The sequence below is a fragment of the Synechocystis sp. PCC 7339 genome (assembly GCF_019924095.1).
GTDB lineage: Bacteria > Cyanobacteriota > Cyanobacteriia > Cyanobacteriales > Microcystaceae > Synechocystis.
In genome coordinates this window covers 3690765-3703520 of the sequence record NZ_CP063659.1, presented here as the reverse complement: position 1 = coordinate 3703520, position 12756 = coordinate 3690765, and the positions used below count along the sequence as shown (strand labels likewise).

The window sequence follows — 12756 nt, the reverse complement described above, 5'->3', positions numbered from 1 at the left end:
GGGTGAATGACTCTATTTTAAATGTAAAATTATTATTAAAATAAGCAAAGATAAGGCATTAGTCAATCTTCCCAGACCATTGGGGAACTTCCAACTGTTGTTCCAAAGCTTCCACCGCTTCATAGAGAGCTTGAAAATTGCCTTCACCAAACCCCTTAGCCCGATGACGACGTTCAATAATTTCCCAAAATAAACTACCGTCTCCGTAGCAAGGCAAGCTAAAAATTTGTAGCAGTAACTGCTCACCTGTATGGGCTTGATCATCGAGGAGAATTTGTAGACGCTCTAGGCTATCCCAGTCTAGATTTAAATAGTTATGGTGGAAGTGACTGCACTGTTGTTGTTGCTTGTAATAGCTAGGGGGGACAGAAAGAAATTCCACTCCCTGAGCGCGCAGATGCCCCACGGTTTCAATAATATTGTCGGTGGCAAAAGCTACGTGTTGAATACCCGCCCCGCCATTGTTAGCTAAAAAAGTTTCTATCTGAGAAGTATTTGTAGTCGGACAGTTGAGATTAAACTGAACTTTTCCATTGGCATTGATTAACGCTTCACTGTATAACCCAGAATGGAAAGTATTAATAGTAAACTGTTGTTGCACTGACCAATCAAACACCTGTTGATACCATTGGGAAGCCTGGGTAAATTGATCAGCTCCAATATTTAGTACCACATGATCAATGGTGGTTAAGTTAGAGCCATGGGACTTTTGGCTCTTCAAGGAAGGACGAGCTGGATAAACACTATGGGCCAAGTCACCCCAGGCTAAAAAAGTTAATCCTTCTGCCCCAGTGAGGGGATGGTTAATAGGACTAGTTTTAATTTGTTTTTGCTCTAGATGGACGGAAAAACTAGGCCAGTTCTCTGCTTCTATTTGCCATGCCACTTCGCCAATGCCGGGGGGATGTTTTTGTAGGTAATGACCATATCTACTGAAATCGGATTCAGATGTAGGAGCAGAAACCATTAACAGGATTTGCCCCTGTTGGTAAATGCCAGTAATACCCTGGTCAGTAATAATTTTATTTAAGCAAGTGAAACCCCATTGATGCTGATAGCAATGATGGGCTGACTGATAATCGTCAACGTACAAATGAAGATAGTCGAATTCCATAATTACCTAGGAGATTGTGGACTTCAAACTAAAGGCTTTATCCCCGTTAATAAGCCAAAACGCACCAATCCCCGTTCATAACCCCATTTCATTAATCGCAAACACAGGGCGGCATTAATAATTTTGGGTCCCGCTTGCCCCAAGGCCCATAACACTTGGGGATTAAGGGCAGATTCCATCACCCGCTCCCAAAAAGGGGCTACCGCCACAGACCAATCGGCGGTTTTAATTTCCCCAAAGCCGCATTCTCTGGCGATCGCCTCGTAATCTGGCAGGGAAACCACATAGGGTAAACAGTACACGTCATAAATAGCTTGGAGATGACGACGTTCATCGGCGGTGAGGGGCCCATTGCCGGGCTCGATGGGACGATGACACCAGGTGGCTAAAATCAGACGGCCACCGGGTTTAAGTACCCGCCAAGCCTCTTGCAAAAACTGAGCTTTGTTGGGCATGTGCTCCCCACTTTCCAGAGACCAAACCCAGTCAAAAGAGTCGGAAGCAAAGGGTAAAGCTAAGGCATTGGCCACTTGGAACTGACAGCTTGAGCCCAATGCCACGGCCCGGGCTCTTTCCCCTGCCCGTTCCACCTGTACGGGGGAGAGACTTACCCCCATTACTTCTGCTTGGTATTGCTGGGCTAAATACAAACTGCTGCCGCCAATGCCACAGCCTAAATCGAGAATTTTCCCTGGCTTACCACTATCTTGGGGCACTGCCCAGGCCAATAGTTCTTTAATCAGATCAATTTGGGCCTGACGGCGATCGATCCGATAGGTGCCGTGGGGCCCGTAGTAGCCGTGGTGCATGTGCTCACCCCAGACATCTTCCCAAAGACCGCTGGAGTCGTCGTAGAAGTCCTTAATTTTTTCGTAGAGATCTGCACTGGCAGTGGTGGCGCTGGCCATGGTATGGAAAGGAAAATAACAATAGGATTCAAGGCTGACCTTGGAAGGGCAAGCTTAGGCCTAACATGGTAAACCATTTATCTTGTCGGGCTTAACCTGCAATGTTCCCCGATGACCAAACCAGAAGATTTGTCAGCGTCCCGATCTAAGTGTTCTGCTTCACCAAAAACGTCGTTGTTGCTTCAAAAAAGCCCGAGCGCAATTTCTACCAGGCATACCGGAGATGGAGCCCCCGGGATGGGTGCCGGCCCCAGTTAAGTAAAGATTTTTGATGGGGGTTTGATAGTTAGCGATTTCCGGTAGGGGTCGCAGGAACATCATTTGATCGAGGGTCATATCTAAATGGTAAACATTGCCGTTGTAACTCCCCAGCCGTTGGGCTAATTCCGCCGGACTTTCCACCTGGCGACCAATAATTAAGGATTTTAGGTTAGGGGCATAGTCAGTCAATTTATCAATCACCCGATCTGCCACTTTTTCCTTCAACTCATCAGTCCAACCTGTGCCCATTAACCCGCTTCCTTCCAATCCAGCAATGCGGTAGGGGGCAAAAAATTCGATCCACAGGGTGTGCTTGCCTGGGGGGGCCATGGTGGGGTCCAAGAGGGTGGGGATGTCTACATATAGGGAAGGGTTAGCGTCGGGAACTTGCCCCAGGGCAATAAGAGCGTGGGCCTCCTCCACATGGCGTACCGAGTCGGCGATTAAAATGGTTCCTGTCAAATCCTGTTCTCCGGCCATTGCGGTGAAGTAGGGTAAACCAGAGAGGGCGCAGTCAATTTTTAAAATCGCTTCGTTATTGTTTACCGTCCGCCGTTCCAGCCGTTCCCCTAGGGTTTGATCCACCTTAGCTAGGGCCCCCGGTTCCACCAATTGCAAAAATAAACGGCGGGCATCGATGTTAGAAATGATGCCTTTTCTGGCCCGGTACTGTTCGCCACTGGCCACTTCCACCCCGATCGCCTGGTTGTTTTCCACCAATACCCGTTTGACGGTTTGATCGGTGAGGATTTTTCCCCCTTGAGCTTGCACTAATTTCACCAACGCATCTGTTAAAGACCCCGTGCCCCCTTTGGGCCTAGCAATGCCTTCCCCATGGCGCATGGCCACCATCATCATGCCGGAGCTACTGCCTTTTTGGGATGGGGGAGCCCCAATTTCTGAACATAGTCTGGCCAGGGGAGCCTTCACTCGTTCACTGTCAAACCATTCATTGAGCACGTCTTCCGGGGAGCCAATCATGGTGCGGATAAAATCCAACGCCTTAGTTTTCGACCCGGCGATCGCCAACACGGATTTTAAATTTTCCCAACCGTAGTTGAGGGCTAAGTCTAGCAAAGCCTGGGGAGGAGCATTAAAGGCAGGCTGGACAGCGGTGAGTAAATCCGTCCAATAATTGACAAATTGCTGATATTTTTCCGCGTCCCTGGGGCTATAGGTGGCGATGTGGGCGCAGGTTTGAGCTAAGGAACGGTAGGCCATGAAAGCTTCCCCATCCAACCCGGGACAAAAAACACTGGGGTCACAAAATAAATATTCCAAACCGTACCGGGACAAATTTAATTCCTGCAACACTGGCCCCAGAAAGATAAATTCGTGGTCAATGGCACAGCGGTTAAAGCGAAACTGGGGAGATAGCTCCGGCATGAGTGCTTCTGTGGTGGCCGCGCCCCCAGGCACTTCCCGCTTTTCTAGTAACATCACTCCCAAGCCCCGTTGGAGCAGATAGGCCGCACAGACTAGGCCATTGTGCCCCGCCCCAATAATGACGACATCGGTGGTGATCATAAAAAATTTGGCCTCGACTTTGGGTAGGACATTTTACCCTAATCTTGGCGATCGCCTGGAATCGATTTTTCTCTGGGTTTGGCATCGATCAATACAGTTCTGCCTTGATCCCCAACGATTAAAGTCGATCAATAGCGCCAAGTAAGAATTAATGTTCGTTTTAGGGAGGATTCAACAGGGTTAACGCAACTGGGCCACCACTTGATTTTCCAGCAATAATTTCTGCTGTAACAGATCTTCCACAGTAAGCCGTAGATAACGCTGGTCGTCCACCCAAAATTTGACCTTAATGCGATCGCCACCGGGGACGCCAGGGGGAGACAGTTGGGCAATTTGCCTGGCCCCATGGCGGTCGTTGAGGGGTTGAACTGTGAACTCTTGGTTTTCCAAAACCCTAGTGATTAACTGATTGCCGTCAAAGTACACCTCCGTGGCCCCAATGCTAGACCCCAACTCTCCCACAATTAGTTCAATGCTGGGCTGATTATCCAAGGAAGCTCCCAGGGTTAATTCGATGGGGTCGGCCATGGGATAAGCTTGCCCATTTTTGATAATGGGATGCCAATTATGGCTATTTTTACGGCGATTCCAATACCGCACTCCATAGCTATGGTAGAGATAATCCTGTACCTCCCGGCCCTGGTAAATTTGCAACGCTCCCAAGGCGATCGCCCCAAAGGGTTGTTGATTACGAATTTTATTGGCGGGAAATTGGGCCTTAATCCAATCTTGCACCATGGGCAATTGACTGGTACCCCCCACCACCAACACTGCATCCAGGTCAGCGGGAGTCAAACCCCGTCGTTGGGCCGTTTGCTGCACCTGTTCCCACAGGGCCGTTAGCCGGTCGAAAAATTGCCTTTGCTGGAGGATTTCTGTTAAGTCCGACCGCCGCAGTTGAAACTCATAGGATTCTAGGGCTTGGTCATCAAAGTAAACTTCTGTGGCTTCTTCTGCTTGGGCCAGGGCAATTTTGAGCCGTTCCGCTAAACGTTTAATCCAGGGGGAAACCTGTAAACCTTGGGCCTGGGTGAAATATTCACTAATCCAATAGTCAATGTCACTACCGCCTAAATTGGCCCCTGCCTTGGCCAACACCTTAGCGAGGACAGATTTTTCCGCTGTTTTTCCACCGCCAAGCACATCTCCCCATTTGAGTAGAAATCCTGCCCGGCTTTTTGCGGTCTTTTCCCCCAACTGCACCCAGGAAAAGTCCACTGTACCCCCACCAAAATCCAGTACCAAGATTTGGTTAGCATCCCCCACTCCGTAGCCCAAGGCGGCGGCCGTGGGTTCATCCAACAGGCGCACTTCCTCCACTCCCCAACTACGACAGGTGTGGCTCAGCCAATGGCGATAGGATTCAAAGCTGTCCACCGGCACCGTCAAGGCTAAACAATCGGGCCCTTTGCCTTCTTGCTCCGTTAAGGTTCGGATTAATTTATTTAAATACCACTGCCCCAATGTTTCCAAGGACAACGTACAGCCATCCAATTGAGGTAAAAATCCCTGCACCGTCGCCCCAATGCCTCGCTTAAAGTTGCGAAAAAATCTGGCATCACTGGGAATATCCCTGCCTTGATCCATCACTTCCCTGGCGATCGCCACCTGGCCAAGGGCCGCATTTTCCACATAGAGCAAACTGGGGACCAAGGGGCCACTATCCCCCAAGGGACGGCTTAGGGAGGGCAAGTCAATTAGCTCTCCTTGACGGGTCACTTCATTCCAGCGGGCAATGACGGTATTGGTTGTACCAAAATCAATGGCGTAGGACACGGCAAAACCAGACATGAAGGAAAACGCCTTGGATTATAACCTGTTCCCATGGGCTACAGATTCGTCCCGATCCAGCCACAATGCCCAGAGCGATGGGGGACGGGAGCAGATCAAGTATCATGGGAGGGGGCTAAATTCCTTCGTTTGAACATTTTTTGCAAGCATTATCCATGGCCAAACCCCCCGTTTCCCCTGATACCATCGCCTTACCCCGCACCAGTGAGTCGGAAAATCTCAAAAAAATCCGCCACACCACTTCCCACATCATGGCCATGGCGGTACAGAAACTCTTTCCTAAAGCCCAGGTAACCATTGGCCCCTGGACAGAGACAGGCTTTTACTACGATTTCGATGTGGAAGAGCCGTTTACAGAGGCGGATTTGAAGGCGATCAAAAAAGAGATGGTGAAGATAATTAATAAAAAATTGCCGGTGATTCGGGAAGAACTCAGTCGAGAAGAGGCCAAACAAAAGATTGAGGCAATCCAAGAACCGTACAAACTGGAAATCCTCGCCGGCATCCATGAACCCATCACCCTTTACCATCTGGGGGATCAATGGTGGGACCTCTGTGCCGGGCCCCATTTAGAAAATACTGCCGACATTAACCCCAAGGCGATCGCCCTCGAAAGTGTGGCGGGAGCTTACTGGCGGGGAGATGCCAACAATGCCCAACTGCAAAGAATTTATGGAACTGCTTGGGAAACCCCAGAACAACTGGCAGAATATCAACGGCGCAAGGAAGAAGCCCTCAAAAGGGACCACCGCAAACTCGGTAAGGAATTAGGACTATTTATCTTTTCTGACCCCGTAGGCCCCGGTTTACCCCTCTGGACTCCCAAAGGCACAATTATTCGCACCGTTTTGGAGGATTTTCTTAAACAGGAGCAAATTAAGCGGGGCTATTTGCCCGTGGTTACCCCCCACATTGCCCGGGTGGACTTGTTCAAACAATCGGGGCACTGGCAAAAATACCACGAAGACATGTTCCCCATGATGGCGGAATCAGCGGAGGAAGCGGCCCAGGAAATAGGCTTTGTGCTCAAACCGATGAACTGCCCTTTCCATATCCAAATTTATAAAAGTGAACTGCGCTCCTATCGGGATTTGCCCCAACGGTTAGCGGAATTTGGCACCGTCTATCGCTACGAGCAATCGGGGGAACTAGGAGGCTTAACCAGGGTGCGAGGTTTTACGGTGGACGATTCCCATTTATTCGTTACTCCGGATCAGTTGGATGCGGAATTTTTGAGCGTGGTGGATTTGATTCTGACTGTGTTCAAAAGTTTACAACTGAAGAATTTTAAAGCCCGTCTCTCCTTCCGAGATCCGGAATCTGATAAATACATTGGCTCCGATGAAGCCTGGGAAAAGGCCCAGGGAGCGATCCGCCGGGCAGTGCAGGAATTGGAGATGGATTATTTTGAAGCCCCAGGGGAAGCGGCTTTCTACGGTCCTAAACTGGATTTCATTTTCCAAGATGCCCTGGAACGGGAATGGCAGTTGGGAACGGTGCAGGTGGATTACAACTTGCCGGAGCGGTTTGATTTGGAATATATTGCCGCCGATGGTTCCCGCCAACGACCTGTGATGATTCACCGGGCCCCCTTTGGTTCCCTGGAACGATTAATTGGCATTTTAATTGAAGAGTATGCAGGGGATTTTCCCCTCTGGTTAGCCCCCATTCAAGTGCGTTTGCTGGCGGTGAGTGATGAGTTTCTTCCCTTTGCCCAGTCAGTGGTTAAACAAATGCAATTTTTGGGTTTACGGGCCGAAGTGGATATCAGTGGCGATCGCCTAGGAAAAATGATTCGCAATGCAGAAAAGCAAAAAATCCCTGTTATGGCGGTAATTGGAGCCAAGGAAGTGGAAGCCAATGCCCTCAATATTCGCACCAGGGCTTCGGGGGAATTGGGAGAAATTCCTGTAACGGAAGTGTTAGAAAAATTACAAGCAACGGTGACCAACCACGATACTTGGTAGGGTCAAATATCCTCAAAGCACCTTCTGAACGAAGTTAGCCAAAATTTTTAGCCCCAGGTTAGAGGACTTTTCCGGGTGGAATTGCACTGCCATCACATTATCTTTGGCGATCGCCGCCGCGATGGTTTGGCTGCCATGGGTAGTGCTAGCGGCAACTACCTGGGGATCAAGGGGAGCCATGTAGTAGGAGTGGACAAAATACACCTGGGGTTCCGGGGGCAGAGCTTGCCAAAGGCATAAATCCGGTTGGTTAAACTCCAAGCCATTCCAGCCCATGTGGGGAATGGTCAATCCCGGCTCGGAATGGAAATGTTTGACTTGCCCAGGGAAAATGCCCAGCCCCTTTTCCTGGCCCTCTTCGGAACTGTCAAATAGCAGTTGAGAACCTAAGCAAATGCCCAAAAAAGGAGTCCCCTTGGCGATCACCTTTTTGAGTACCTCTTCTAAGCCCCTGGCTCGCAAATGTTGCACCGCCGGATCAAAGGAACCTACCCCCGGCAGGACAATGGCCGTGGCACCATCAATAACCTGGGCATGGTCCGTAACGAGGGGATTACCCCCCACTTTCTCCAGACCCTTACAGACGGAGTGGAGATTGCCCATATCATAGTCAACGACGGCGATGTAACCCATGGGAAATAAAGACGCAAAGTAGGACAGAGTTAAACCCTTTAATGGTGAGGCTCAACCCCCGTGTAGCCATTGTACGCAAAGTTGACCGCCTCCCAGGGAAGTCCAGCAATTAATCCAGGCAGGGAGATCCCAGAAAAAATCTTGGTGAAACCAGGGATCAAGTTCGCCATTGGGCAATTTTGATATTAAAATTCAGCCAACACACCAATTTCACCAATCTATTGGCATTATTTGAGACTTGAGAACCATGGGGAATGAAAAAGCTAGAGTCGGTATCATTGGCGCATCGGGCTATGGCGGCATTCAGTTAGTACGTTTGTTGTTAGAACATCCCCAGGTGGAATTGACCTACCTAGCGGGGCACAGCAGTGCAGGGAAACCCTACAGTGACCTTTATCCCCATTTAACCCACCGGGTAAATCTCACCATCGAACCCATTGACCTAGAGGCGATCGCCGACCGCTGTGATGCGGTATTCCTTGGTTTGCCCAACGGCTTGGCCTGTGACATGGCCCCGGTATTATTGGCCAAAGGTTGTAAAGTTTTAGACCTGTCGGCGGACTATCGCTTTCGCAACCTCAACACCTACACGGAATGGTACAAAAAAGAGCGCCAAGACCAAGCTACCAATAACCAGGCCGTTTACGGCTTGCCGGAATTGTATCGGGATGCCATTAAGGATGCCCAACTAATTGGTTGCCCCGGCTGTTACCCCACCGCCAGTTTGCTAGCCCTTTCCCCGTTGCTCAAACAGGGTTTCATTGCGCCTGAAACCGCCATCATTGACGCCAAATCCGGTACTTCCGGGGGAGGCAGAGAAGCAAAAGTTAATATGCTTCTAGCGGAAGCCGAAGGATCTTTGGGGGCCTATGGCGTTGCCAAACACCGCCACACCCCTGAAATTGAGCAGATTGCCAGTGATTTAGCCGGTACGGAATTGCAAGTCCAGTTCACCCCCCACTTGATCCCCATGGTGCGGGGTATCTTAGCTACCGTTTATGCCACCCTGCGGGATCCGGGGTTAGTGCGAGATGATCTGATCACCATTTACAGTGCTTTTTACCGGGCTTCCCCCTTTGTGAAAATTTTGCCCCACGGGGTTTACCCCCAAACAAAATGGGCCTGGGGCACTAACCTTTGCTACATCGGCATTGAAGTGGATCCCCGCACTGGGCGGGTCATTGTCCTTTCCGCCATTGATAATTTGGTCAAAGGGCAGGCAGGGCAGGCTGTGCAATGCCTAAACCTGATGATGGGTTGGGAAGAATCCTTGGGCTTACCCCAACTCGCTTTTTATCCCTAGCCATGGGTCGGTCAATTTCCCCCCCCTGGGAGTCAATCATTGGTCACAGCAAAACTCCCCCAGGATTCTCATTCTGGAGGAGTTGATTTTTAGCAAGTCATTGATCCGGATTCGTTTTTTTCAACCAGCCGATCTGACTATTGTTTACTGTTGGCGATCGCTGTAGGCAGGGCGACGGCCACCACTGGAGCGACGGGGTTTACCCGGTTTACCGTGGTAGCCCCCACCTTTATTTTGACCACCGCCACCACCACGGTTACGACGCAGGACAGGTTTGTTGAAGTCGACTTCAGGCACTTCCCAATCGGTTTTCATCCAATGGGGACAACTCTGGTCATAGATCATCTGCAGGGCCGCAGCGGCGATCGCCTGGGCATCATACTCATCACTCAATTCTCGTACTAGGGGGAGGAATGAGGCCATCCGTTCACCGGCTAGGGCTTCTTTGAGTTGTTCTTGGAGTTTTTCGATTCGTTTGGCTTCCACCTGGGAGCGGTTGGGGATCGTACAAACTTCGATCTGTTGTTTGAGACGATTTTCGATGGAGCGCAGTAAACGACGGTCAATGGGTTCCACCAGGGCGATCGCCTTGCCGGTTTTACCAGCCCGACCGGTGCGGCCAATGCGGTGAATATAGGTTTCAGCGTTATCGGGTAAATCAAAATTGACCACATGGCTGAGATTATTCACATCCAAACCCCGGGCGGCGATGTCCGTGGCCACCACCAGCTTAATTTTGCCATCCCGAAAACGATGCACCAAGCGCTCCCGTTGGGACTGGCTCAGGTTGCCATGGTACTCATCCACGCTATGGCCCGCTTCTTGCAAACGACTGGTAAGGTCAGCGGCGGTTTGTTTGGTGCGTACAAAGATGATGGCGGATTCGGGATCTTCCATTTCCAAAATCGGTTGCAACGCTTTGGCCTTAGACCAACCCCGGGGCACGTGGTAAAGCTGTTGCTCAATGCGGGTGGGGGTGGATTGGGTCTGTTTGACGGTCACTAGGGCGGGATCGTTCAAAAATTGGTTGACCAATTCTTTAATTTCCCGGGGCATGGTGGCAGAGAAACAAGCGGTTTGCCTGGTGGGGGGAGTTTTACGCAGGATAGTTTTCACATCGTCAATGAAGCCCATGCTCAGCATTTCGTCCGCTTCATCTAGCACTACCCATTGGATGGTTTCCAATTTCAGTTTTTTGCGCTCAATTAAATCAATAACGCGCCCTGGGGTACCTACCACAATCTGTACACCGCGTTCTAGGCTGCGAATTTGCCGCTCGATGGATTGGCCACCATACACATTCAAAATAAACAGACGGCGTTCGTGGGAAAAGTCCTTCATTGCTTCCGCCACCTGTTGGGCCAACTCCCGGGTGGGGGTCAAAATCAAGGCTTGCAAATCTCCCTCAGGATCAATGCGATCCATCAAAGGCAGTGCAAAGGCGGCGGTTTTACCAGTACCCGTTTGGGACTGGGCCAACATATCCCGGCCGCTGAGCAGGAGGGGAATGGCTTCGGTTTGAATTGGGGTGGGAGACTCAAAGCCAATGTCGGCCAAGAGTTGACAACGTTTTTCAGAAAGACCAAGGTCGGCGAAAGTACTAGTCAAGGTATTAGTCATGGAAAAATTAAATAATTTCAGGTAACAAAAGACGGTTTAGTGGGCAAATAATTAAGAGTTAAAAATTTTGCGGGAATGGCTGGGAACCAACCGTCAATAACACAGCCAGTCCATCCCCTTAGTTCAATTAGCTAAAAAACCCTAGCCTCCTCGGCGGTCATACCGTACAGGTCATAATCGTCGGTGGCAGTGACTACGACCGGGACGATTTCATTCAAATTGGCATTGCCCTTGACGTAAACCAATCCGTCCACCTCTGGAGCAAAGCGGGTGGCCCGGCCGATGAATTCCCCGGTGCTGGGATTTTCCTGTTCAATCAGTACGTCTAGGGTCTGCCCTAAACAGGCGGCATTTTTCTGGGCTGAAATGGGTTGCTGTAGGGCCATCAACCGATCCCGGCGATCGCCCATTACCTCTTCCGGCACAGCGTTGGGCAGGTCAAAGGCGGCGGTGCCTTCCTCTGGGGAAAAGGTAAAGACCCCCACATGGTCAAATTGATGGCGCTGGACAAAGTCTAACAAGTGCTGAAAATGTGCCTCCGTTTCCCCGGGAAAACCCACAATGAAGGTGGTACGTAACACTGCGTCGGGAAGGGCGGTTTTTAGCCTGGCAATAATGTCGTCATTGACCTGACCTTGCCAGGGACGATTCATCGCTTTGAGAATGTCGGGGTGGGAATGTTGCAGGGGTAAATCCAGATAGGGCAGGACATTGGGCGTAGTGGCGATCGCTTCAATCACTTTGGGGGTCAAACCGGTGGGATAGGCGTAGTGGATGCGAATCCAGGGAATATCCACTTTACCAAGGGCCTGTAGTAGTTCCGCTAGTTTTGGCTCCCCATACAAATCCAACCCATAATTGGTGGTGATCTGGGAGATGAGAATCAATTCCTTTACTCCTTGGCTGGCCAATTGTTGAGCTTCGGCCGCAATGGATTCGATGGGACGGGAGCGTTGCTTACCCCGCAGTTGGGGAATGATGCAAAAGGCACAGCGATAATCACAACCTTCCGCTACCCGCAGATAGGCGATCGCCTCGTTGGTGGTGCGATAACGGGGTAAATGTTCGTCGGCAATGAAACTAGGATTAGCAGAAATCGCTTTGACCCGTTGGCCCTGCTCCGTTTGCCGGATAATATCGACGATGTTTTGGTAATCCCCCGTGCCCACCACGGCCACCGCTTCAGGAATTTCCTCTAACAGTTGCTCTTGGAAATGTTGGGCCAGGCAACCGGAAATAACAATTTTCTTGTTGGCCTCAGCCAATTCCACCAAGGTTCGCACCGATTCCTGGCGGGCATCTTGGATAAAGCTGCAGGTATTAACAATGACGTAGTCGGCCAATTCTTCGTTGGCATCCACCTGGTAGCCGGCTTCCACCAGCAGTCCCAGCATATGTTCCGAATCGATCCGGTTTTTTTCGCAACCCAAGTGGTTAATGGCGATCGTTGGCGTTTGGCCCATAAATTATTTACTAGATATTGACTGAGTTTAAGTCCAAGAAATGTAGGGTAGGGACTAAACCAGGCAATGATCAGCAAATTCTGTAAACACAGCCTGCGGATGGGGAACGGTGGTCAGACCCTTTTTATTTGTAAAGACATTGTAACAGATTTACACCAGAAAACCCGAA

Annotated in this window: 9 protein-coding genes; 2 read left to right on the top strand and 7 right to left on the bottom strand. The window is 50.3% G+C overall.

The annotated features are described in order from the left end of the window. Positions 1-58: 58 nt before the first annotated feature. The 4 genes from hppD to IQE94_RS17595 all read right to left on the bottom strand — a co-directional run bounded on the left by hppD (position 59) and on the right by IQE94_RS17595 (position 5586). On the bottom strand, positions 59-1114 hold the full coding sequence (gene hppD, locus IQE94_RS17610) for a 4-hydroxyphenylpyruvate dioxygenase (protein ID WP_223342432.1): 1056 nt from the start codon (positions 1112-1114) through the stop codon (positions 59-61). 23 nt (positions 1115-1137) lie between these two features. Then, positions 1138-2022 (bottom strand): methyltransferase domain-containing protein, encoded by an 885-nt coding sequence (locus tag IQE94_RS17605; protein WP_212719085.1) that lies wholly within the window; start codon positions 2020-2022, stop codon positions 1138-1140. A gap of 159 nt (positions 2023-2181) precedes the next feature. Beyond that, positions 2182-3810, bottom strand: coding sequence for an NAD(P)/FAD-dependent oxidoreductase (locus tag IQE94_RS17600; RefSeq protein WP_223342431.1), 1629 nt, complete (start codon positions 3808-3810; stop codon positions 2182-2184). 180 nt (positions 3811-3990) lie between these two features. Further along, positions 3991-5586, bottom strand: coding sequence for an Hsp70 family protein (locus IQE94_RS17595; protein ID WP_223343257.1), 1596 nt, complete (start codon positions 5584-5586; stop codon positions 3991-3993). A 170-nt stretch (positions 5587-5756) separates the two neighbouring features. Here IQE94_RS17595 and thrS point away from each other — a divergent pair, with 170 nt between their 5' ends. Next, positions 5757-7568, top strand: a complete 1812-nt coding sequence (gene thrS, locus IQE94_RS17590; RefSeq protein WP_223342430.1) for a threonine--tRNA ligase — start codon at positions 5757-5759, stop codon at positions 7566-7568. A 12-nt stretch (positions 7569-7580) separates the two neighbouring features. Here thrS and hisH read toward each other — a convergent pair whose 3' ends face one another. After that, positions 7581-8201, bottom strand: coding sequence for an imidazole glycerol phosphate synthase subunit HisH (hisH, locus tag IQE94_RS17585; RefSeq protein ID WP_212719092.1), 621 nt, complete (start codon positions 8199-8201; stop codon positions 7581-7583). Positions 8202-8448: 247 nt separating this feature from the next. Here hisH and argC point away from each other — a divergent pair, with 247 nt between their 5' ends. Further along, on the top strand, positions 8449-9504 hold the full coding sequence (argC, locus tag IQE94_RS17580) for an N-acetyl-gamma-glutamyl-phosphate reductase (protein ID WP_194015716.1): 1056 nt from the start codon (positions 8449-8451) through the stop codon (positions 9502-9504). Between the two features lie 144 nt (positions 9505-9648). On the opposite strand, the gene IQE94_RS17575 is transcribed toward argC, so the two are convergent. Together IQE94_RS17575 and rimO are read right to left on the bottom strand one after the other, a co-directional pair. Next, on the bottom strand, positions 9649-11124 hold the full coding sequence (locus tag IQE94_RS17575; protein ID WP_223342429.1) for a DEAD/DEAH box helicase: 1476 nt from the start codon (positions 11122-11124) through the stop codon (positions 9649-9651). A 131-nt stretch (positions 11125-11255) separates the two neighbouring features. Further along, positions 11256-12587 (bottom strand): 30S ribosomal protein S12 methylthiotransferase RimO, encoded by a 1332-nt coding sequence (rimO, locus tag IQE94_RS17570; RefSeq protein WP_212719128.1) that lies wholly within the window; start codon positions 12585-12587, stop codon positions 11256-11258. Between the last annotated feature and the right edge of the window lie 169 nt (positions 12588-12756).

Excerpts from the sequence above, each read along its gene's own strand:
- hppD (WP_223342432.1), bottom strand. The coding sequence starts at position 1,114 with ATGGAATTCGACTATCTTCATTTGTACGTTGACGATTATCAGTCAGCC.
- IQE94_RS17605 (WP_212719085.1), bottom strand. The coding sequence starts at position 2,022 with ATGGCCAGCGCCACCACTGCCAGTGCAGATCTCTACGAAAAAATTAAG.
- IQE94_RS17600 (WP_223342431.1), bottom strand. The coding sequence starts at position 3,810 with ATGATCACCACCGATGTCGTCATTATTGGGGCGGGGCACAATGGCCTA.
- thrS (WP_223342430.1), top strand. The coding sequence starts at position 5,757 with ATGGCCAAACCCCCCGTTTCCCCTGATACCATCGCCTTACCCCGCACC.
- hisH (WP_212719092.1), bottom strand. The coding sequence starts at position 8,201 with ATGGGTTACATCGCCGTCGTTGACTATGATATGGGCAATCTCCACTCC.
- argC (WP_194015716.1), top strand. The coding sequence starts at position 8,449 with ATGGGGAATGAAAAAGCTAGAGTCGGTATCATTGGCGCATCGGGCTAT.
- IQE94_RS17575 (WP_223342429.1), bottom strand. The coding sequence starts at position 11,124 with ATGACTAATACCTTGACTAGTACTTTCGCCGACCTTGGTCTTTCTGAA.
- rimO (WP_212719128.1), bottom strand. The coding sequence starts at position 12,587 with ATGGGCCAAACGCCAACGATCGCCATTAACCACTTGGGTTGCGAAAAA.